This window comes from Bradyrhizobium sp. CCBAU 45394, from assembly GCF_028128655.1.
Classification (GTDB): Bacteria; Pseudomonadota; Alphaproteobacteria; order Rhizobiales; family Xanthobacteraceae; genus Bradyrhizobium; species Bradyrhizobium diazoefficiens.
In genome coordinates, this window is sequence record NZ_LBIX01000166.1 from 54039 (window position 1) to 75163 (window position 21125).

At 64.9% G+C, this 21125-nt stretch carries 15 protein-coding genes and 1 riboswitch; of the genes, 6 read left to right on the forward strand and 9 right to left on the reverse strand.

All coding sequences use genetic code 11. The features are described from left to right. Positions 1-9: 9 nt before the first annotated feature. On the forward strand, positions 10-1098 hold the full coding sequence (gene recA / locus WN73_RS23330; RefSeq protein WP_011088499.1) for a recombinase RecA: 1089 nt from the start codon (positions 10-12) through the stop codon (positions 1096-1098). Between the two features lie 50 nt (positions 1099-1148). Beyond that, positions 1149-2195, forward strand: a complete 1047-nt coding sequence (locus tag WN73_RS23335; RefSeq protein WP_333937985.1) for a hypothetical protein — start codon at positions 1149-1151, stop codon at positions 2193-2195. A 138-nt stretch (positions 2196-2333) separates the two neighbouring features. Here WN73_RS23335 and gcvP read toward each other — a convergent pair whose 3' ends face one another. From gcvP to gcvT, 3 genes are all read right to left on the reverse strand, one after another. Beyond that, complete coding sequence (gcvP, locus tag WN73_RS23340) at positions 2334-5198, reverse strand: aminomethyl-transferring glycine dehydrogenase (protein WP_028173344.1); 2865 nt, start codon at positions 5196-5198, stop codon at positions 2334-2336. A 162-nt stretch (positions 5199-5360) separates the two neighbouring features. Then, entirely contained in the window at positions 5361-5729 is a 369-nt protein-coding gene (gcvH, locus tag WN73_RS23345) for a glycine cleavage system protein GcvH (RefSeq protein WP_271555032.1), read from the reverse strand. 11 nt (positions 5730-5740) lie between these two features. Further along, a complete protein-coding gene (gene gcvT / locus WN73_RS23350) occupies positions 5741-6886 on the reverse strand; it encodes a glycine cleavage system aminomethyltransferase GcvT (RefSeq protein ID WP_271555033.1) in 1146 nt (381 codons plus the stop codon). A gap of 145 nt (positions 6887-7031) precedes the next feature. After that, a riboswitch (glycine riboswitch) is annotated at positions 7032-7122 on the reverse strand. A 231-nt stretch (positions 7123-7353) separates the two neighbouring features. On the opposite strand from gcvT, the gene alaS reads away from it, so the two are divergent. After that, the gene (alaS, locus tag WN73_RS23355) at positions 7354-10032 is read left to right on the forward strand and encodes an alanine--tRNA ligase (RefSeq protein ID WP_271555034.1); all 2679 of its coding nucleotides are present in this window, start codon (positions 7354-7356) and stop codon (positions 10030-10032) included. Between the two features lie 4 nt (positions 10033-10036). After that, on the forward strand, positions 10037-11263 hold the full coding sequence (locus WN73_RS23360; RefSeq protein ID WP_028173348.1) for a cyclic nucleotide-gated ion channel: 1227 nt from the start codon (positions 10037-10039) through the stop codon (positions 11261-11263). A 4-nt stretch (positions 11264-11267) separates the two neighbouring features. On the opposite strand, the gene WN73_RS23365 is transcribed toward WN73_RS23360, so the two are convergent. Next, positions 11268-11768, reverse strand: coding sequence for a DUF3455 domain-containing protein (locus tag WN73_RS23365; RefSeq protein WP_271555036.1), 501 nt, complete (start codon positions 11766-11768; stop codon positions 11268-11270). A gap of 97 nt (positions 11769-11865) precedes the next feature. Then, on the reverse strand, positions 11866-13080 hold the full coding sequence (locus tag WN73_RS23370; RefSeq protein ID WP_011088491.1) for an NADP-dependent isocitrate dehydrogenase: 1215 nt from the start codon (positions 13078-13080) through the stop codon (positions 11866-11868). Between the two features lie 338 nt (positions 13081-13418). On the opposite strand from WN73_RS23370, the gene WN73_RS23375 reads away from it, so the two are divergent. Then, the gene (locus WN73_RS23375) at positions 13419-14615 is read left to right on the forward strand and encodes a TrmJ/YjtD family RNA methyltransferase (RefSeq protein ID WP_028173351.1); all 1197 of its coding nucleotides are present in this window, start codon (positions 13419-13421) and stop codon (positions 14613-14615) included. A gap of 161 nt (positions 14616-14776) precedes the next feature. Next, on the forward strand, positions 14777-17284 hold the full coding sequence (locus tag WN73_RS23380) for a patatin-like phospholipase family protein (RefSeq protein WP_271555041.1): 2508 nt from the start codon (positions 14777-14779) through the stop codon (positions 17282-17284). Between the two features lie 21 nt (positions 17285-17305). Here the strand turns inward: WN73_RS23380 and WN73_RS23385 are convergent, their stop codons facing one another. From WN73_RS23385 to mddA, 4 genes are all read right to left on the reverse strand, one after another. Next, the gene (locus WN73_RS23385) at positions 17306-18226 is read right to left on the reverse strand and encodes a hypothetical protein (RefSeq protein WP_271555043.1); all 921 of its coding nucleotides are present in this window, start codon (positions 18224-18226) and stop codon (positions 17306-17308) included. 336 nt (positions 18227-18562) lie between these two features. After that, positions 18563-19315 carry a PaaI family thioesterase gene (locus WN73_RS23390; protein ID WP_271555045.1) on the reverse strand — a complete coding sequence of 251 codons (753 nt, stop codon included), beginning with the start codon at positions 19313-19315 and terminating at the stop codon, positions 18563-18565. A gap of 32 nt (positions 19316-19347) precedes the next feature. Then, positions 19348-20325 carry an NADPH:quinone oxidoreductase family protein gene (locus tag WN73_RS23395; RefSeq protein WP_271555046.1) on the reverse strand — a complete coding sequence of 326 codons (978 nt, stop codon included), beginning with the start codon at positions 20323-20325 and terminating at the stop codon, positions 19348-19350. Next, positions 20322-21101: a methanethiol S-methyltransferase gene (gene mddA / locus WN73_RS23400; protein ID WP_271555048.1), complete on the reverse strand. Its 780-nt coding sequence runs from the start codon at positions 21099-21101 to the stop codon at positions 20322-20324. Before mddA ends, WN73_RS23395 begins: the two co-directional genes overlap by 4 nt. Positions 21102-21125: the final 24 nt, after the last annotated feature.

Below are 21125 nucleotides of genomic sequence, written 5' to 3' on the forward strand. Positions count from 1 at the left end.
CACGACCCAATGTCCGCAACTGCCCTGCGTATCGTCGAAGGATCTTCCATGGACAAGAGTAAAGCTCTGGCCGCCGCGCTCTCCCAGATCGAGCGCCAGTTCGGCAAGGGCTCGGTGATGAAGCTCGGCAAGAACGACCGGTCGATGGACGTCGAGGCGGTGTCCTCCGGTTCTCTCGGGCTCGACATTGCACTGGGGATCGGCGGTCTGCCCAAGGGGCGCGTCGTGGAAATCTACGGGCCGGAATCCTCGGGCAAGACCACGCTGGCGCTGCACACGGTGGCGGAAGCGCAGAAGAAGGGCGGCATCTGTGCCTTCATCGACGCCGAGCACGCGCTCGACCCGGTCTATGCGCGCAAGCTGGGCGTCAACATCGACGAGCTGCTGATTTCGCAGCCGGACACCGGCGAGCAGGCGCTGGAAATCTGCGACACGCTGGTGCGCTCGGGTGCGGTGGACGTTCTGGTGGTCGATTCGGTCGCGGCGCTGGTGCCGAAGGCCGAGCTCGAGGGCGAGATGGGCGATGCGCTGCCGGGACTTCAAGCGCGGTTGATGAGCCAGGCGCTGCGCAAGCTGACGGCGTCCATCAACAAGTCCCACACCATGGTGATCTTCATCAACCAGATCCGCATGAAGATCGGTGTGATGTATGGCTCACCGGAGACCACCACCGGCGGCAACGCGCTGAAGTTCTACGCCTCCGTCCGCCTCGACATCCGCCGCATCGGCGCGATCAAGGAGCGCGACGAAGTGGTCGGCAACACCACGCGCGTCAAGGTGGTGAAGAACAAGCTGGCGCCGCCCTTCAAGCAGGTCGAGTTCGACATCATGTACGGCGAGGGCGTTTCCAAGATGGGCGAGATCCTCGATCTCGGCGTCAAGGCCGGCATCGTCGAAAAGTCCGGCGCCTGGTTCTCCTATGACAGCCAGCGCCTCGGCCAGGGCCGCGAGAACTCGAAAGCGTTCCTGAAGGCCAACCCCGACATCACCGCCAAGATCGAGACCGCGATCCGCCAGAACTCCGGCCTGATCGCCGAGCAGATTCTGGCCGGCACCCCCGAGCGCGACGCCGACGGCGAGGAGCCGGCGGACGAGTAAGTCTTAACGCGGAGAGTTTTTCGCGAGGAGCGGGCACTGAGGACGTTGAGTTGCCGACGTCTTCGGGGCCCGTTTCGTTTTGCGTGGGGGCGGGCGCATCGACGATGAAGCGTATGATCCTGACCAGTTCGTCCGGCGTCGGTCTCACCTACGCGGACCGCGCCGACATGGTTGTCCCGCTCATCTTTCGGTTCGTGTCGGGGCCGCTGCCGACGTCGCATCACCTCCAGACCTATCTCACGGGAGGCTCTTTCAGAGGCGATCCGGAGGTGCGTTGGTCCGATCTTGTTGTCCAATCGCCCCAGACCGGTCGTGCGCACCGAGAACTCGGACTGGTCTGGTTCTGCGAGACCTGCGGTGTCGAGCTCATCGAGCTGTGGTTTGATCCCAGCCCGAACAATCAATTGCAGTTGGTCTGGATCCTCGACTATCTCCGCGCCGAACCCTACATGGTCGAGCGTCTGCGATTGCGGCTGGTCGATTTCGATTTGCTCGGAGCAGACGTCGCGGGGCTCCGCGAGCGTACCGTGCGGGCGCTCGATGTGACGGAGCGCGACTTCGAGGTTGCCCGCATGGCCTGGGAGGTCTACCGCGCGCCAACGCCTGAGCTCTGTCTCGGGCTCCTGAGCAGGGATTTCCCCAGGCTACCTTTCCTGAAGCCGGCGATGGAAGAATTGCTGGCAGAACTGCCGTCACCAATCACCGGACTGGGTGCGACGGAAGCGCGGCTTCTCGAATTGATTGCGAGGGGACACAACCGTACCAGGGAGCTGTTTCAGCCGGGCGGCCTGCTCGAAACACGTGTGTACGACCAGTGGGAGCTCGGCCCTTTGCTCGAAGGGCTTGCGTCCGGTCCGATGCCGGCGGTCGCGGGTCTCGATTCGAAACTAACCCTCGCCCCGCACGATGCGCGAGGTCGCAACGCCGCTTATCGGCGGAGCCGGCTGTTGCTGACGGAGTTCGGCAAAGCGGTGCTTGCGGGCCGGGACGATTTCCGCAGCCACAATCCGATCCGGCGCTGGTGGGGCGGCACGCTTCTGACCAACGAACGGCTCTGGCGCTGGGACGCGCAAAGTCGTTCGCTGGTGGCGCCTTGAGCTAGGTTGTAGGATGGGTAGAGGGCAGAGCCGTAAGGTGGGCAAAGGCGCGCGAGAGCCGTGCCCACCATATCTCAACGTGCACAAATGTGGTGGGCACGCTCTGCTTTGCCCACCCTACGAAACTTCCGTCGCGTCTTACTCCGCCGCTTCCGCGTAGTCGCTCACCGGCGGGCACGAGCACACCAAATTGCGGTCGCCATAGACGTTGTCGACGCGTCCGACCGGGCTCCAGTATTTGTCGGTGCGCGAGACGCCGTCGGGGAAGCAGCCCTCGGCACGGCTATAGGCGCGGGCCCACGCATCGTCGGCGATGTCGTGCACGGTGTGCGGGGCGTGGCGCAAGGGCGAGGCCTCGATCTTGAAGCGGCCGGCCTCGACCTCGGCGATCTCCTTCCGGATCGCGATCATGGCGTCGCAGAAGCGGTCCAGCTCCGCCTTCGATTCCGATTCGGTCGGCTCGATCATCAGCGTGCCCGGCACCGGGAAGCTCATGGTCGGCGCGTGGAAGCCGTAATCGATCAGCCGTTTGGCGATGTCGTCCACGGTGACGCCGCTGGTCGTCTTCAGCGCACGCGGATCGACGATGCACTCATGCGCGACGCGGCCCTTCGCGTTCTTGTAGAGCACCGGGAAATGCGCATCGAGCCGTGCGGCGATGTAGTTGGCGTTGAGGATTGCGATCTCGGTGGCGCGCTTCAGGCCTTCGCCGCCCATCATCAGGATGTAGATGTAGGAGATGGTCAGGATCGAGGCCGAGCCGAACGGCGCGGCCGAGACCGGCCCGACCGGTGCGTCGCCTCGCGTCGCCGGATGGCCCGGCAGGAACGGCGCGAGATGCGCCTTCACGCCGATCGGGCCCATGCCCGGGCCGCCGCCGCCATGCGGGATGCAGAAGGTCTTGTGCAGATTGAGGTGGCTGACGTCGGCGCCGTAATCGCCGGGCCGGGACAGGCCGACCTGCGCGTTGAGGTTGGCGCCGTCCAGATAGACCTGGCCGCCATGGCCGTGGACGATGTCGCAGATCTCGCGGATATGCTCCTCGAACACGCCGTGGGTCGAGGGATAGGTGATCATGACCGCGGCGAGGTCATTCGCGTGCTTGTCGGCCTTGGCGCGGAGATCGTTGACGTCGACGTCGCCGTTCTTCTCGCAGGCAACCACCACCACGTCCATGCCGACCATCGCGGCCGAGGCCGGGTTGGTGCCGTGGGCGGAGGAGGGGATCAGGCAGATCTTGCGGTGGCTCTCGCCGCGCGCGGCGTGATAGCCGCGGATGGCCAGAAGGCCGGCGTACTCGCCTTGCGCGCCGGAATTCGGCTGCAGCGAGATCGCGTCATAGCCGGTGATGTCGCACAGCCACTTCTCCAGCCGCGCGAACAGCGCGTGATAGCCCTTGGCCTGCTCGCGCGGGGCGAACGGGTGCAGGCTGCCGAATTCCGGCCAGGTCAGCGGCATCATCTCGGTGGTCGCGTTCAGCTTCATCGTGCAGGAGCCGAGCGGGATCATGGCGCGGTCGAGCGCGAGGTCGCGGTCGCTGAGCTTGCGCATGTAGCGCAGCATCTCGGTCTCCGAGCGATGCGCGTGGAACACCGGGTGGGTGAGGAACGCGGTCGTGCGCTTCAGCGCCTCCGGCAGCGCCTCGCGCGTGGTCGCGTCCAACTCGGCGTAAGCGAGCTGGCCGCCGAAGGCGCGCCAGACCGCCTCGACGGTCGCCGGCGTGGTGGTCTCGTCGAGCGCGATGCGCAGCGCGGTTTCACCGACGCCGAGATTGATCTTCTCGGCCGCCGCGCGCGCGACGATCTCGGCGCGTTTGGCGCCGGCATCGACGCTGAGTGTGTCGAAGAAGGTTTCCGATTGCGGCGCAAAGCCGAGCTTGCGCAGGCCCGCGGCGAGCACGGCGGCGCGGCGATGCACCTGGCGTGCGATCTGCGAAAGCCCCTCGGGGCCGTGATAGACCGCATACATCGCGGCGATCACGGCGAGCAGCACCTGCGCGGTGCAGATGTTGGAGGTCGCCTTCTCGCGGCGGATGTGCTGCTCGCGGGTCTGCAGCGCGAGGCGGTAGGCCGGCATCCCGCGCGAATCCACGGAGAGGCCGACGATGCGGCCGGGCAGCGAGCGCTTCAGCGCATCGCGCACCGCCATGTAGGCCGCGTGCGGTCCGCCATAGCCCATCGGCACGCCGAAGCGCTGCGCCGAACCGATGGCGATGTCGGCGCCGAGCTCGCCGGGCGAGGCGAGCAGTGTCAGGGCCAGCAGGTCGGCGGCAACGATCGCAAGTGCGCCCTTGGCCTTCAACGCCGCGATCGCGGGCCTGAGGTCGCGCAACGCGCCCGATGAGCCCGGATATTGCAGCAGCGCGCCGAGCACGTCGGCCTTGTCGAGATCGGTGAGGGGATCGCCGACGATCAAATTCCAACCCAGTGGCTCGGCGCGGGTGCGCATCACCGCCAGCGTCTGCGGATGCACGTCCTTGTCGACGAAGAAGGCCTTTGCTTCGACCCGCGAGTGCCGCTCCGCCAGCGCCATCGCCTCGGCGGCCGCGGTGGCCTCGTCGAGCAGCGAGGCGTTGGCGACGTCGAGCCCGGTGAGGTCGCAGATCATGGTCTGGAAGTTGAACAGCGCCTCCAGCCGGCCCTGGCTGATCTCGGGCTGGTAGGGGGTGTAGGCCGTGTACCAGGCCGGATTCTCCAGGATGTTGCGCTGGATCACCGCGGGCAGGATCGTGCCCGAATAGCCTTGGCCGATCAGCGAGGTGAAGACCTGGTTTTGGGCAGCGAGCTCGCCCATATGCGCGATCGCCTCGGTCTCGCTGAGCGGCTTGCCGAGATCGAGCGGGGCGGCCTGCCGGATCGAGGCCGGCAGCGTCTCCGCCATCAGCGCGTCGACGCTTTTGGCGCCGACGGTCTCTAGCATCGCGGCGACGTCGCGCGCCGACGGGCCGATGTGGCGGCGAGCGAAATTGGTGGTGTCGCCGTTGGATTTGCGGTGCGCGGTCATCATGGGTCCTCGCTTTAGATTTCGCTGTCGCCGTCATGCCCCGCGAAGGCGGGGCATCCAGTAAACGCAGCCATCACGGCTAGAACCGAGAAGCCGCGGCGTACTGGATCGTCCGCCGTCGCGGACGATGACACCGAATGTGAGGTCAGAGTTCGCTTCATCTCACGCCGTGTGTGCCTTGTAGGCGGCTTCATCCATGAGGCCGCCGAGTTCGCTCTTGTCGGCAATCTTGATCTTGAAGAACCAGGCCTTGCCTTGCGCATCCGAGTTCACCAGCGCCGGCTCGGCGGCGAGCGCATCGTTGGTCTCGATCACCTCGCCCGTCACAGGCGCGTAGACGTCGGAGGCGGCCTTCACGGACTCCACCACGGCGGCGGCTTCCGCCTTCTTCAGCGCGCGGCCGAGCTTGGGCAGCTCGATGAACACGACGTCGCCGAGCTGCGACTGCGCGTAGTCGGTGATCCCGACGGTGGCGACATCGCCCTCGATGGCGAGCCATTCATGGTCGGAGGTGTACAGCGTCGTGGTCATTTCTGAAGTCCTCAGCGTTTGTAGGTGTTTTTCACGAAGGGCATGGCGGCGACCGTGAGCGGCAGCCGCTGGCCGCGCACCTCGGCGAACAGGCTTGTGCCGAGCGCGCTCGATGCGGTGGGCACGTAACCCATCGCAACCGGCGCGTTCAGGCTCGGGCCGAAGCCGCCCGATGTGACTTGTCCGATCGGCTCGGCGGATGCGCTATCAGCAAACAGCAGCGCTCCCTCGCGCACCGGCGCGCGGCCTTGCGCGCGCAGGCCGACGCGGCGGCGGGCCGCACCCTGGTCGAAATGAGCGAGAATCTTCTCGGCGCCGGGGAAACCACCCGCGCGCGCGCCGCCGCTGCGGCGGCTCTTCTGCACCGACCATTCCAGCGCGGCCTCGACCGGCGTGGTGGCGGTGTCGATGTCGTGGCCGTAGAGGCAGAGCCCGGCTTCCAGCCGCAGGCTGTCGCGGGCGCCGAGCCCGATCGGCAGTACGTCGGGGTTTTCCAGCAGCGTTTTCGCCAGACGCTCGGCGTCCGCGGCGGGAACCGAAATCTCGAACCCGTCCTCGCCGGTGTAGCCGGAGCGCGAGACGAAGCACTTGATGCCGGCGACCTCATGCGGACCGGCGTCCATGAACTTCATGGACGGCGCCTTTGCACAGAATTTCGCCAGCACCGCTTCCGCCTTCGGACCCTGCAGCGCGATCAGCGCGCGGTCGGCCAGCGAATCGATGACGCAGTCGTCCGAGAGATGCGCGCGCAGATGCGCCTCGTCCTCTGCCTTGCAGGCGGCGTTGACGACCAGGAACAGGTGGTCGCCGAAATTGGCGACCATCAGGTCGTCGAGAATGCCGCCATCGGCATTGGTGAACTGGGCGTAGCGCTGCCGGCCCGGTGCAATCGCGACGATATCCTGCGGCACCAGCCGTTCCAGCGCGCGGGCGGCGTCCTCGACCTTGCCGGATTTCGGCAGCAAGCGGAGCTGGCCCATGTGGGAGACGTCGAACAGGCCGGCCTGGCTGCGGGTATGGAGGTGTTCCTTCAGCACGCCAGCGGGGTACTGCACGGGCATGTCATAGCCCGCGAACGGCACCATCTTGCCCCCGAGGGACACATGAAGGTCGTAGAGGGGCGTACGTTTCAGGGAGTCTTGGTCGTGAGCTAGCATCACAGGGGCCCTCGGCGGTTCCCCGGGGACGATTCCCCGAGCCAACCAGTCGAAGCCCCATCTGTCGCTGTGCCTGAGAGTATTATCCCGTCGGCGGACGCTGTCCGAGCCTCAAGCTCGTCGGCGCCTCTTTCCAGATGCTGTCAAAGCCACGCGGTCCTTTTGCCTGAGAGTTTCCGGGGCGGTTGCTCCTTCGGCGCCGGCTGCCTAAAGCCGGTCTCTCCCGACGTGGCCGTACGATACAGATGGGTACAGACCACAGGCCAGCCAAGCCTGTCAACGCGGCCTTTGCGTCTTTCAACGGGATTGCAACGGGATTGAGCGCCTGCGGCAACCCTCTGATCTCTCTGCACAGTTTCTGGACAGCGAAGCTGGCCTTGTCTAAAAGCGCTTTGACCCGCAGATATCAGCCTTAATTTCCGGTTTGGACGGCGGTCGCGGGTCCGAACACACCCGATTGGATGAACATGAGCGGCGTCAACGAGATCAGGTCGACCTTTCTGAACTTCTTTGCCGAGAACGGCCACGAGATCGTGCCGTCCTCGCCCCTGGTGCCGCGCAACGACCCCACGTTGATGTTCACCAACGCCGGCATGGTGCAGTTCAAGAACGTCTTCACCGGCGTCGAGAAGCGGCCCTATCAGCGCGCCACCACCTCGCAGAAATGCGTGCGCGCCGGCGGCAAGCACAACGACCTCGACAATGTCGGCTACACCGCGCGCCATCTCACCTTCTTCGAGATGCTCGGCAACTTCTCGTTCGGCGACTATTTCAAGGAGCGCGCGATCGAGCTGGCCTGGACGCTGATTACCCGCGAGTTCGGGCTGAAGAAGGACAAGCTGCTCGTCACCGTCTACCACACCGACGACGAGGCGGCCGGGCTGTGGAAGAAGATCGCCGGCTTCTCCGACGACCGCATCATCCGCATCCCGACCTCGGACAATTTCTGGGCGATGGGCGACACCGGGCCGTGCGGCCCGTGCTCGGAGATCTTCATCGATCGCGGCGAGCACATCTGGGGCGGACCTCCGGGCTCGCCGGAAGAGGACGGCGACCGCTTCCTCGAATTCTGGAATCTCGTGTTCATGCAGTACGAGCAGGTGACGAAGGAGGAGCGCGTGGATCTGCCGCGTCCCTCGATCGACACCGGCATGGGCCTCGAGCGCATGGCCTGCATCATGCAGGGCGTCGACAGCGTGTTCGAGACCGACCTGTTCCGTCACTTGATCGACGCGACGGCCTCCGCGCTCGGCAGCGGGCCGAACGAGCAGACCGTGGCCTCGTTCCGCGTCATCGCCGACCACTTACGCTCCTCGGCCTTCCTCGTCTCCGACGGCGTGCTGCCCTCCAATGAAGGCCGCGGCTACGTGCTGCGCCGGATCATGCGCCGCGCGATGCGCCATGCTCAGCTGCTGGGTGCGAAAGAGCCGCTGATGCATCGGCTGGTCTGGGCGCTGGTCCGCGAGATGGGCCAGGCCTATCCCGAGCTGATGCGCGCGGAGAAGCTGATCGAGGAAACGCTGCGGCTGGAAGAGACGCGTTTCCGCAAGACGCTGACGCGCGGCCTCGCCATCCTCGACGAGAAGAGCGCTTCGTTGAAGAAGGGCGACATGTTCGACGGCGACGTCGCCTTCACGCTCTACGACACCTACGGCTTCCCGCTCGACCTGACGCAGGACGCGCTGAAGTCGCGCGGCATCGGCGTGGACCAGTCCGCCTTCACCGATGCGATGGAGCGCCAGAAAGCCAAGGCGCGCGAGTCCTGGAAGGGCTCCGGCGAGGCGGCTTCCGAAGCGATCTGGTTCCCGCTGCGCGAGAAGCTCGGCGCCACCGAATTCCTCGGCTACGAGACCGAGAGCGCCGAAGGCGTGGTCTCCGCGCTGGTGAAGGACGGCCAGGAAGCCACGAGCCTCAAGGCCGGTGAGACCGGCGCGCTGGTGCTCAACCAGACACCGTTCTACGCGGAGTCCGGCGGCCAGGTCGGCGACACCGGTGTTTTGACCGGCGAGGGCGGCATCAAGTTCCGCGTCACCGACACGCAGAAGAAGCTCGGCGATCTTTTCGTCCACGTCGGCACGGTCGAGAGCGGCGAGCTGAAGCTCGGCACCGCGCTCCAGCTCGAGGTCGATCATTCGCGCCGCTCCTCGATCCGCGCCCATCACTCGGCGACGCATCTCATCCACGAGGCGCTGCGCCAGGTGCTCGGCGACCACATCGCCCAGCGCGGTTCGATGGTCGCGCCGGACCGGCTGCGCTTCGACTTCGTGCATCCCAAGCCGATCACGGCGGAGGAGCTTGCCCGCGTCGAGGACATCGCCAACGACGTGGTGCTGGAGAACGACGAGGTCACGACCCGCGTCATGGGCGTCGATGAAGCTCGTGAGGCCGGGGCGCGCGCGCTGTTCGGCGAGAAATACGGCGACGAGGTCCGCGTCGTCTCGATGGGCAGGACCGCGCGCGAGCGCGGTGCCAACGCGCTCGGCTGGTCGGTCGAGCTCTGCGGCGGCACCCATGTGCGGCGCACCGGCGACATCGGCCTGATCACGCTGACCGGCGAGAGCGCGGTCGCCTCGGGCGTGCGCCGCATCGAGGCGCTGACCGGCAATTACGCGCGCAAGCACGCCAACGACACCATGGCGCTGGCGAAGACCGCGGCGAACGAGCTGCGCACCTCGATCGACGACGTGCCGGCGCGCATCACCGCCCTGATGGAGGAGCGCAAGAAGCTCGAGCGCGAGCTCTCCGACGCCCGCAAGAAGCTGGCGATGGGCGGCGGTGCTGCCGCCAGCAATGGCGCAGCCTCCGGCGTGCGCGAGGTCGGCGACGTCAAGCTGATGGCGCGTGCGGTCGAGGGCATCGAGATGAAGGATCTCAAGAGCCTTGCCGACGACGGCAAGAAGCAGATCGGCTCCGGCGTGGTCGCCATCGTCGGCGTCACCGGGGACGGCAAGGCCGGAATCGTGGTCGGCGTCACCGCGGACCTGACTTCGCGCTTCAACGCCGTGAACCTCGTGCGCGTCGCCTCCGAAGCGCTCGGCGGCAAGGGCGGCGGCGGCCGGCCCGACATGGCGCAGGCCGGTGGCCCCGACGGTGCCAAGGCGCCCGAGGCGCTTGCGGCGATCGAAAAAGCCATGGCGGGCGCGTGAGGCCGTGGGCCTCGTTCCGCGAGGACGTGGGCTTCGCGACCCCAATTTAAGGGATCGCCTCTACGAATTGCTGGAGCACGATCCGCTGGCCTATTCGGTCGGGTCGCGCTTCATCCAGCTGATCATCGGCGTCATCGTGCTCGACGTGGTCGCGATGGTCCTCGCCTCGGTGCCGGATCTGGACGCGCAGTTCGGCACGCTGTTCTCGGCGATTAAGGTCTTCGCCGTGATCGTGTTCGCGCTGGAATATGCCGCGCGGCTGTGGACGGTCGCCGGACACACCCAGCGCAAGGCGTCCGCGCTGTCCGACCGGCTCTCTTATGCCTTCTCCGCGCTCGGCATCATCGACCTCATGGCGTTCCTGCCCGCGGCAATCGTGCTCGCCACGGGCCGGCATGCGACGCTGGCGGCGCTCGGCGTGCTGCCGTTCTTCAAGCTGATCCGCTATTCGCCGGCAATGCGCTCGCTGCTCGCCGCCGTGCACGCCGAGCGGCGGGCGCTGATCGGCTGCATCGTCATCCTGATCGGCGTGGTCCTGACCTTCGCCTCGCTGCTCTACGCCATCGAGCGCGACGTGCAGCCGGACAAGCTCGGCACCATCCCGCAGGCGATGTGGTGGGCGATCGTGACGCTCGGCACCGTCGGCTATGGCGACGTCGTGCCGGTGACGGCGCTCGGCAAGTTCGTCTCGGTGTTCGCGATCATCTCAGGCTTTGCCATGATCGCGCTGCCGGTCGCGATCATCTCCACCGCCTTCGCGGAAGAGGTGAAGCGGCGCGACTTCGTCGTCACCTGGGGCATGCTGGCGCGGGTGCCGCTGTTCTCGCATTTGTCGGCCTCGGAGATCGCCGACATCATGCGGCTCTTGCGGGCGCGCACCATCGAGCAGGGCGAGATCCTGGTGCGGCGGGGCGATGCCGCCACGTCGATGTATTTCATCACCGCCGGCGAGGTCGAGATCGCGCTGCCGACCCAGAATGTGCGGCTCACCGACGGCACCTTCTTCGGCGAGATCGCGCTGCTGCACAAGACCAAGCGCAGCGGCACGGTAACGGCGACGCGCAAGACCCGGCTGCTGGTGCTCGACGCCCAGGATTTCCACGCCCTGATCGAGCGCATGCCGACGCTCGCGGCCCACGTCCACAAGACCGCGAAGGCGCGGCTGGAAGAGACCGGCGATCTCGCTGCGGCGGAACTGGCCCAGGCCGAGCGCGAGGGCACCGACCGCTGAGCGGTCAGCCCTTCTTCAGGAAAACATAGTCGGCCGAGTACGGCGCGCTCTTGAACTCGCCGGCCTTGTCGCAAGCACCGTCGAGCTTGCCGCCATGGGTGTTGATGCGCTGGACGGTGGTGACCGGCGTCAGGACGCCGCTGCCGCGGCGGGAGGCGACCTCCAGCTTCAGCCAGGGGATATCGGCGGCGGTGGCGCCCGGCGCGTTGCCGATGGCCTTGCCGACCACGGCGCTGCTATCGGCAAGCTCCCAGTTCGGCCCGGCATAGTGGCGGCCGACGGTCTTGCCTTCGGACAGCAGCGTCGCGACCGGTTCGCGGAAGGACCAGGCGAGCTTGCCCTCAGCGCCGGCCTTGCACTCATAGACCTGCGCGCCCTCGGCGTGGACGCTGAGCACGACGGTCTCGCCCGGTGCGGCGATGGCCTCGGGAAGCGGCTCCGCAGCTCCCGCCGGTCCGATCAGGGCCGCGAGCATCAGGGTGGGGGCGGCAAGCTTGCTGAACATGGCGGTCTCCGCAAAGGGTTTCAAAAAACAAACGGGCCGCGCTCAAAGGCGCGGCCCGTGATGATGTCCGGCCCAGTCGGGCGAAATTGCGGTCGGCTTACGCCGCCATCGCCTTGGTGAGGTTCTCCGCGACTTTGTCGAGGAAGCCGGTGGTCGAGAGCCAGCGCTGGTCGGCGCCGACCAGCAGCGCGAGGTCCTTGGTCATGTAGCCGGCCTCGACGGTGTCGACGCAGACCTTCTCGAGGGTGTTCGCGAACTTGGCGAGCTCGGCGTTGTTGTCGAGCTTGGCGCGGTGGGCGAGGCCACGGGTCCAGGCGAAGATCGACGCGATCGAGTTGGTCGAGGTCTCCTTGCCCTTCTGGTGCTCGCGGTAGTGGCGGGTCACCGTGCCGTGGGCGGCTTCCGCTTCCACGGTCTTGCCGTCGGGGGTGAGCAGCACCGAGGTCATCAGGCCGAGCGAGCCGTAGCCCTGCGCGACCGTGTCGGACTGCACGTCGCCGTCGTAGTTCTTGCAGGCCCAGACATAGCCGCCGGACCATTTCAGCGCCGAGGCCACCATGTCGTCGATCAGGCGGTGCTCGTAGGTCAGGCCCTTGGCCTCGAATTCCTTCTTGAACTCGCGGTCGTAGATGTCCTGGAAGATGTCCTTGAAGCGACCGTCATAGACCTTGAGGATGGTGTTCTTGGTCGACAGATAGACCGGGTAGTTGCGCAGCAGGCCGTAGTTCAGCGAGGCGCGGGCGAAGTCGATGATGGAGTCGTCGAGATTGTACATCTCCATGGCGACGCCGGCGCCGGGGGCCTTGAACACTTCCTTCTCGATCACGGTGCCGTCCTCGCCGACGAACTTCATCGACAGGGTGCCCTTGCCCGGGAACTTGAAATCGGTGGCGCGGTACTGGTCGCCATAGGCATGGCGGCCGATGATGATCGGCTTGGTCCAGCCGGGAACCAGGCGCGGCACGTTCTTGCAGATGATCGGCTCGCGGAAGATCACGCCGCCAAGGATGTTGCGGATGGTGCCGTTCGGCGACTTCCACATCTGCTTGAGGTTGAACTCCTTCACCCGGGCCTCATCAGGGGTGATGGTGGCGCACTTGACGCCGACGCCGACCTTCTTGATCGCCTCGGCGGCGTCGATGGTCACCTGATCGTTGGTATGGTCGCGGTATTCCATCCCCAGGTCGAAATACATCAGCTCGACATCCAGGAACGGGGTGATCAGCTTGTCCTTGATGTACTGCCAGATGATCCGGGTCATCTCGTCGCCATCGAGTTCGACGACGGGATTGGATACCTTGATTTTTGCCATGATCGGGGAAGCCTCTTGGGAACGGCGCTATTGGCGCGCCACGGGAATATCCGCCGCCTCTTAGCACCGCCGCGCGGCGGGCGAAAGCCAAGGGATTATGCACTTTTAGCTCATCCAGCTTCCCCAGATGGGGGGCGGGGAGCGGCCCGCCGGCGAGGGCCGGCCTGAGGCTTCAGAAGAGATTCAAAAGTCGAATCCAAGTCGTTATTTCCCTTGAGAATTTCGTCAGGACAGGCAAACGACGGGCGGGCAGGGCGCGCCGGCTGGCGGCGGGCCTTGAATCAATTCCTGAGAGCGCCTTGCCAAGGCCTTGAGACGAAGAGTGAAAGCGAAACGAAATGTCGGGGACTGACAAGAGCAAGGCGGGTCTTTCCCTCGACGGTCCGATCGTGATCCTGGTCGAGCCGCAGCTTGGCGAAAACATCGGCATGGCCGCGCGCGCCATGGGCAACTTCGCCCTGAGCCGCTTGCGCATCGTTAACCCCCGCGACGGCTGGCCCAACATCGCCGCCCAGCGCGCTGCCGCCGGCGCCGACTACATTCTGGAAAAGGTCGAATTGTTCGACACGGTCGGTGAGGCCGTCGCCGATCTCGACCTGCTGTTCGCCACCACCGCGCGCCCCCATGACCAGGCCAAGCCCGTGGTGGGTCCGGAAGCCGCAGCGGCCGAGATCTCCGGGCACGTCGCGACCGGGGGCAAGGCCGGTATCCTGTTCGGCCGCGAGCGCTGGGGGCTGACCAACGAGGAGGTCGGCCTCGCCAACCGCATCATCACCTTCCCGGTCAATCCGGGCTTTGCCTCGCTCAACCTCGCCCAGGCCGTGCTCCTGATCGGCTATGAATGGTTCAAGCTGGCGACATCCGGCGAGCTGCCGCACGCCATGCCGGAGCGCTCCGAGCGCGCCTCGCAGCACCAGATGCAGGCCTTCTTCGACAATCTCGTGCGCGAGCTCGATAAGGTCGAGTTCCTGCGGCCGGCCGAGAAGCGCGACACCATGCTGGTCAACCTGCGCAACATCTTCAGCCGGATGGAGCCGACCAAGCAGGACATGCACACCCTCCATGGCGTCGTCATGGCGATCGCGGAGGGGCGCAAGGGCCCGGCCAAGGGCGGCGTGCTCGACGGCGAGCAGGCAACCCGCCTGCGCGCACTCTTGGCCGAGCACGGCCAGGGCGGCGGTGTCCCCGACAGCGGCTCGACCGTGCGCGGGCTCGCCCGCCTGCTCCGCCGCAACCCGACCGACGCCGAGCGCCTGCTCTGGCAGTCGCTGACCCGCGACCGCCGCTTCGCAGGCCAGTTCAAGCGCCAGACCCCGGTCGGCCGGCACATTCCGGACTTCGTCTCGTTCCCGCACCGTATCGCGATCGAGCTGGTGAACCCCGGCGAGGGCGAGACGATCGCGGCGGATCGCGCGGGCCGGCGGACATGGCTCGAGGCGCGCGACTATCGCGTGCTGGAGATCCGGGCGGCGGATGTGGAGCGGGATCTGGAGAGTGGCCTTACGGTTCTCCAGTCCATGATGTCCAAGACCTGAAGTACCCAAGACTTATCCACCACGGCCCATGCCTCAGCGGGCTGAACTGTTCCGAAATCCAGCTTTTGCCTTTCCGTCCACGGACAAGCGGCTAAGATTGTCGGGCTTGTTCACCTCATTCGCTGGTTGTGGGGGCGCTTGTGCTTTTTCGAAAAAGGAGCTTGACGCAGGCGGGGGCCACAGCGATCGCGCGGCAGCACGAAGCCGCCGTTTTGCAGGATGAACGCGCTGCTGTGGCCGTGGGCCGGAAGAGAGCTGTAACCGGCCCCTGGATTGGGCTCGCGCTGTCAGGGGGAGGCATTCGCTCGGCGACGTTCTGTCTCGGCGCATTGCAAAGATTTGCCAACAGCGGCTTGCTCAAGCATTTCGACTACATATCGAGCGTGTCCGGCGGCGGATATGCAGCGTCGGCGGTGCAGTGGAAATGGCATGACGATCCCAACACCGACGCGGGCGCAAACTTTCCCTATGGCAGCGAGCAAACGCAATCTCTTGCAAGTGAAAATGAGAGCCTGAAGTATTTGCGCTGGCACGCCAGCTTTCTCGCGCCAGGCGGCGGCATCTCGATCTGGTCGGGAATCGCGGTTCTGCTTCGCACGTTTCTGATCGGCGTTTTCTTCTGGCTCCCACTGGCGATCGCGTTCATGCTGGTCGTATTCGTGGCCACCGGCTTTCACGCCTTCTACGAATCGTACGGGACCATGGGAGAGCTAACCGTCCCAAAACTGGAAGCCATGACCCTGTCGTTGCCATGGATCGGCATCTGCGTTTCGGCGTTTGCCGGTGTCTTCATTTTCGCCATTGTGTTGCTTCTGGCGATTGCGCTGATCGGGACGATATTCCTTGCGATCATCTCGATCCTCATTCCTCCCGAGACCACGGAAAATCGCAGTGATCGCATCGCCCGGGCCGGGCGTTGTGCCGCCGTCGGCATCGCCGGGCTGCTGGTCTCCTACTTCACGTTCGGTCACTTCGGAGCACGTTTCGATCTGGCTACTGTCGATCCCGTCACTTCGGCGCTGTTGATTGCGACCGCCGGATTCGGTCTGTTCGGCGCGTGCGCGATTATTGTCGGCATTCTGCAGCTTTCAGGGATACTGGAGTTCGGCGTCAACTATGCGGTGCGGCGCAAATACGAGTTGGCCGCGACGGTGTGGTTTCCCACCCTGATCGCGTGCCTCACGTTCGGATCTCTTCCCTTTGTGTTCGAGGCAATCGCGGATTCCACCAAGAGCTATCCAACCGGGGGAAAGGCGCTGATCGGAATCTTCACCGTCGCCAGCGGATTTCTTTCCGGTCTTTATGGTCACTTTGTGCAGGCGCAGCGGCTCGCGCCCTCTCTTGCCACCCGCGTCGCGGCCACTTTGGCGGCCGGTGCCTTTCTCTATCTCATACTCGTGATCGCCTATGCCGGAGCGAGATTTCTAATCCAGCCGCAACATCTCACCGCAGACCAGGCACAATATTGCCGCGAGTTTTTCGCTGCGCTCCTGGTGTTTTCAGTTGCCTTTGGATGGTGGAGCAACGTCAACTACCTCGGTCTGCATCGCTTCTATCGCGACCGCCTGATGGAAGCCTTCATGCCGACGATTGAGCAAAAGGCGGCGGATGCGCCAAATTATAGCGATGCGGACCGGTTGCCATTGGCGGCGATATGGCCACCCAAACAGACCAGTCCGCTTCCTTATCCACTGATCAACACCAACGTCATTCTGGTCAACGACCTCGATCAGACGGTTGCGCTTCGCGGCGGAGCCAGTTTTCTGTTGAGCCCGTGTTATGTCGGGAGTTTTACAACGGGATGGCTTTCGACATCGGACCATGGCAAGCGGCATGGTCCAATGACGCTCGCCTCTGCCATGGCAGCCTCGGGCGCCGCTGCCAACGCGAATGCCGGTTTTATCGGGACCGGCATCACGCGTGATCGGTTGATCTCGACCGTCATGATGCTCTTCAATCTCCGCCTCGGCCTTTGGATTGGCGCTCCCGGCGCATCTCGGGGCACGCCGAACTATTTCTCGCCGGGCCTCAAGTACGGGGTGTTTCGGTCCGGCTATCAGCGCGACAGCGATTTTCTCGAGCTGAGCGACGGAGGGCACTTCGACAATCTGGGAGCCTACGAGCTCATCCGGAGGCGCTGCGATGTGGTGATCGTGCTCGACTCGGAGGAGGACCCGTCAACGGCAATGTCGGCCCTCGCCTCGGTATGTCAGCGAGTGCGCGAAGATTTTGGTGTCATCATCAAGATCGAGGCAGAGGCAGATACCATCGCGCCTGCAGGGGACATGGGCTATCCGGCCGGCGCGAAGTTCGCGAAGAAATCCTACTTCGTGGCCTCGATCGATTATCCTGCCGAGCACCGTGCCGGGATTGCGGACCAAGCGAAGACCGGAACATTCGTTTATCTGAAATCGGGAATGATCAAGCAGCTCAGCTTTTCCACCAAAGGGTACAAGGCCAAATATCCTGATTTCCCGAATCAATCCACTGTCGATCAGTTTTTCGACTCGGCCCAGTTCGAGGCATATCGAGACCTGGGCTGGTCCAGCGTCGAAATGATGGCAAGTGCATTTGGGTTGGATGCCGCTGCCACAGCAGACGACTTCGTTCGGCGGTTGACGGGGGCCCCGCCTTTTGCTGCTCCGGCTCCGAGCGCGCCCGCTGGGTGATGAGTCGCGCAGCCGGCGCTTCTAAGGCTCCCCTCCGGTTGTCGGACCTAGCCGGATTTCCTTCACTCTGCCGAAGTCGAACCCAACCTGTTTCCTGCGATCGAGATCGTTAACCCGGATCACCTGCGCGGTGCCTCGTGGGCTGATCCGGAAGGGTACGCAAGCGATGCCGGCAACTGTCTGATAGGGCTTGATCTCAACCCGACGCTCCCGCAAATTTTCTCTGTTGGCAGAAGCTGGAGGAACAATCAGGGACGCGACCCACCGAAAGCCCCCCGAGGCCGCTTGCGAAGCCGCGCCGCTGATGCCGTGGTCGACGATATCTGTCACAAACGAAAATTGTGAGCGGTTACTTCGCGCTTCGTAGCTTCCATCGTAACGCTTTTTGTCATCCGTTCGCCTGCATTTCTGGTCACGAGAAGCATAGTCCGTTGCGTCGTAGCCAGTATGGAAGTGTTGCAAGGTAGTGAGGCCAGTGTCGCTCCCGTCCGGGCGCTCCAGGATCTCGCCGCGATCGTAACCCAGGTCGTGATAGGCCTCGTATGCGAGCGTTGAAACGCTGTTCAAATATGAACGCTGGCTTCCACAATTCGAGCCGACGCCGGATCGTCGCAACAAGACGCGGCCATAGTCCGGCCGGTCGGAGGTCAGTTGCGGTCCAAGCCTCGCCGTCTTTATCACGATCGCACCGGCCCGGTCATCGCCGGCCGTCTTGACGACGAAATAGAGAGTTGTCCACCTTCGCTGGGGGGCCTCGAACTCACTCGCGGAAATGACCGGGGTCATCGTTCGACCGTCGAATGCGTACAGCGTGTCATCTTCAAGCGCGGCGGATGCCATGGGACAGACGTAGGTTGGGTTCGCCGGCGCCGAACTGTCGCACAGTAGGAAAAATCCGAACAGGCTGGTCGAAAACAGCAGAGAGGCTGGGGCAAGACGCATCAGGCACTCCTATCGCATAAGCACTATATTTTTTGCAGGCGGCGCATTTCGAAACTGCAGCCGCGAGCGCACCAAAGTGATTTTCGAAGCAATCGCACCGCGCGGCGGAAGCCGCCGTCCGAAGCCCGGACGGCCGGCAGAGTAACACAGGTTGCGGTAGTTAAAAATGCCCGATTGAGGTGTGAATAGCCTTGGAAGAGCCGCTTACACCCGCCACGGGCCGTTCGGCGTGGTTTGGTCGCATTGCGTTTGGTTGGCCGAAGTCAGCTCATCGCCGCGGCGCTTTTGCACTTGAAAAGGTATCGGGCGGGGGCTTCTGCCGTCGCCCGCCGAGCATCACCCGCACCCCAGCTGCACCTCGCGCTCCACCGCAATCCATGTTGCCCGCGCCACGGCCAGCAACCTCCCGGTCTCATCATGCACTGCGGCCTCGGCCGTGCGCTTGCGGCCGTCGCGGCCGGTCGGCCAGGCCGTGATGACGCAGCGGTCGCCGGGGCGCGGCCGGGCCTCGATGCGTGCCGACATCCGTCCCAGCAGGAGCGGCGCCTGGTCGAAGCTGTCGCTCTCCTGATTGTAGTTGCAGGCATAGCCGGTGGGACAATCGAGCGCCGACCAGAGAAATTCGCTCGCGACAAGGCCGTCCTCGGCGGCCAGATTCGGATCCGGTATCCAGCTCGCCGCGAGAACGGCATTCCGCACATCACGCCCGAGCGGTCCGGCGAAAATGCGAAGGCCGTCTCCCTTCGCCCGTGCGGGGCCGCACACGAAGCAGGTCGGCAACGGATGCTCGTGCGGCTTGACCGGTGTCCGCAGCTCGGCGGCGCGGGCCTCCTCGAAGCTGGCTTTCTCCAGCCGCGCCAGTTCGACATTTGTCGGCCGCCCGGTCGCGACGAGCTTGGCGCCATCGCGGAGCTCCCATGTGCCGTCGTCGGTCGCGATCGCATCGAGCGGCCTGTCCAGCGGCGGCGGTGCGCGCAGCGTCACCTCCGCAGCGCCGGAAATGTGCCGTGCCAGCCGGCCGCAGACATAACCGCCGTTGCCGGAGTTCGGAGGACCGCAATAGCGCTTGTCGATGATGATCCGGGTCATCGGTTATGTTCTCTCTTCCTCGTCGGCACACTCTACCTGATCTTGAGGACAATTCGTCCCTGAACCGTGCGATTGGCCACGGCGCGCATGGCGTCCCCGGCCTCCTCCAAAGGGAGGACACAGTCGATATGCGGGCGGATCTGTCCGTCGGCCAGCAATTGCATCAGCGTGTCGTTCATCTGCGCGGCCTCCGCGGAAAACCTCTCCGCCCACGCGCCGACGAAGACGCCGATGATGGAATAGTTTTTCAGGAGCGGCAGGTTCATCGGGACCTGCGGAATCTCGCCGCTGGTGAATCCGATCGGCAGCAGCCGTCCGCCCCATTTCATCAGCCGCGCCATCTGCTCGAAGACCGCGCCGCCGACACTGTCAAAGCCGACGTCGATGCCTTGTCCCGATGTGATCGACTTGATCCGGTCGCGCAGGTCTTCGCTGCGGTAGTTGACGATTGCGCAGGCACCGTAACCGCGCACCAGGGCGGCCTTGTCATCGGAGCCGACACCGGCGACGACGCGCAGGCCGAAATGGCGGCCGAGGTCCACGGCGGCTAGTCCAACGCCGCCGGCAGCGCCGGTGATGAACACGGTTTCGCCGGCTTGCGCCCGTGCGCGCTCGACCAGCGCATAATAGGCCGTGCCGTAATTGTGCAGCACCGTCGCTGCCGCTTCGAACGCGACGCCATCGGGCAGACGCACGCTCTTCGATTCCTTCGCGGTCATCCGTTCGGCGTAGCCGCCGGTCCAGCTGCTGCACGCCACCCGATCGCCCGGGGCGAATGCCGTGACCTTGTCGCCGACCGCGACGACGATGCCGGATGCTTCCGTGCCGGGCACGAAGGGGGTCGGCGGCCGCATCTGGTAAAGGCCCGAGACCATTAACTGGTCCATGAAGCTCACGGACGCCGCGTGGACGTCGATGAGAATCTCGTCGCCGGCAGGCCTCGGCTCGTCGATCTCGCTGAGGCGCAAGTCCGCAGGGCCGGTGAACGAGCTGCACAGAACCGCTTTCATCGGGGTGCTCCAACATGACGAGGCGATTTCCGATCGTCCGTCCGGCGGCGGGCGAAAAGGCGCGGCACCAGCATGGGAACGCGGCGGCGATAGTCCTGGTAGGTCGCGCCGAACTCGGCGATCAGATCCCGCTCCTCGAACTGCAACGCCACCAGGATGTAGGCCGTGTTCGCGAGCGTGAACAGCAAGTGGCCGGCGGTCATCGCGGGCGTCGCCCAGAACGCGAGCAGGAAGCCGAGCATGAGCGGATGCCGCACGATCTTGTAGAGCAGCGGCGTCCTGAAGGATTGACCTGATATCTCGGTCCCGCGGAACGCGACGAAAGCCTGACGCAGACCGAACAGATCGAAATGGTCGATCATGTGGGTCGAGGCAAACGCGATCAGCCAGCCGAGCCAATGCACGCCGATCAGCAACCAGGCCGCTATTCCGCTCGTTTGCCAGACCGGCGTCGGGATCGGACGCCACTGCCAGAACAGCAGCAGGAGGATCAGGCTGGAGAGCAGCACGTAGGTGCTGCGCTGGCAGGCCAGGGGAAGGAATTTGGCCCACCATCGTTTGAAGGCCGGGCGCGCCATGACGCTGTGCTGGATGGCAAACAGGCTCATCAGCAGCAGGTTGACGAGGATGGCCTCGCCCAGCTTCGTGGGGCTGCCGACGTCGATCGACTTCGGCACGACATAATTGCCGACGAAACCGAGGGCGTAGAGAAATGAGACCGTGAATACGGCATAGCTCACGATGGCGTAGAGCAGGATTGCGAGGCGCGCGAACATGTTTTTTCCTATTGTGCGGACGGC

Excerpts from the sequence above, each read along its gene's own strand:
- WN73_RS23385 (WP_271555043.1), bottom strand. The coding sequence starts at position 18,226 with ATGCGTCTTGCCCCAGCCTCTCTGCTGTTTTCGACCAGCCTGTTCGGA.
- WN73_RS23365 (WP_271555036.1), bottom strand. The coding sequence starts at position 11,768 with ATGTTCAGCAAGCTTGCCGCCCCCACCCTGATGCTCGCGGCCCTGATC.
- WN73_RS23390 (WP_271555045.1), bottom strand. The coding sequence starts at position 19,315 with ATGACCCGGATCATCATCGACAAGCGCTATTGCGGTCCTCCGAACTCC.
- WN73_RS23370 (WP_011088491.1), bottom strand. The coding sequence starts at position 13,080 with ATGGCAAAAATCAAGGTATCCAATCCCGTCGTCGAACTCGATGGCGAC.
- WN73_RS23395 (WP_271555046.1), bottom strand. The coding sequence starts at position 20,325 with ATGAAAGCGGTTCTGTGCAGCTCGTTCACCGGCCCTGCGGACTTGCGC.
- WN73_RS23375 (WP_028173351.1), top strand. The coding sequence starts at position 13,419 with ATGTCGGGGACTGACAAGAGCAAGGCGGGTCTTTCCCTCGACGGTCCG.
- recA (WP_011088499.1), top strand. The coding sequence starts at position 10 with ATGTCCGCAACTGCCCTGCGTATCGTCGAAGGATCTTCCATGGACAAG.
- gcvT (WP_271555033.1), bottom strand. The coding sequence starts at position 6,886 with ATGCTAGCTCACGACCAAGACTCCCTGAAACGTACGCCCCTCTACGAC.
- gcvH (WP_271555032.1), bottom strand. The coding sequence starts at position 5,729 with ATGACCACGACGCTGTACACCTCCGACCATGAATGGCTCGCCATCGAG.
- gcvP (WP_028173344.1), bottom strand. The coding sequence starts at position 5,198 with ATGACCGCGCACCGCAAATCCAACGGCGACACCACCAATTTCGCTCGC.
- mddA (WP_271555048.1), bottom strand. The coding sequence starts at position 21,101 with ATGTTCGCGCGCCTCGCAATCCTGCTCTACGCCATCGTGAGCTATGCC.
- alaS (WP_271555034.1), top strand. The coding sequence starts at position 7,354 with ATGAGCGGCGTCAACGAGATCAGGTCGACCTTTCTGAACTTCTTTGCC.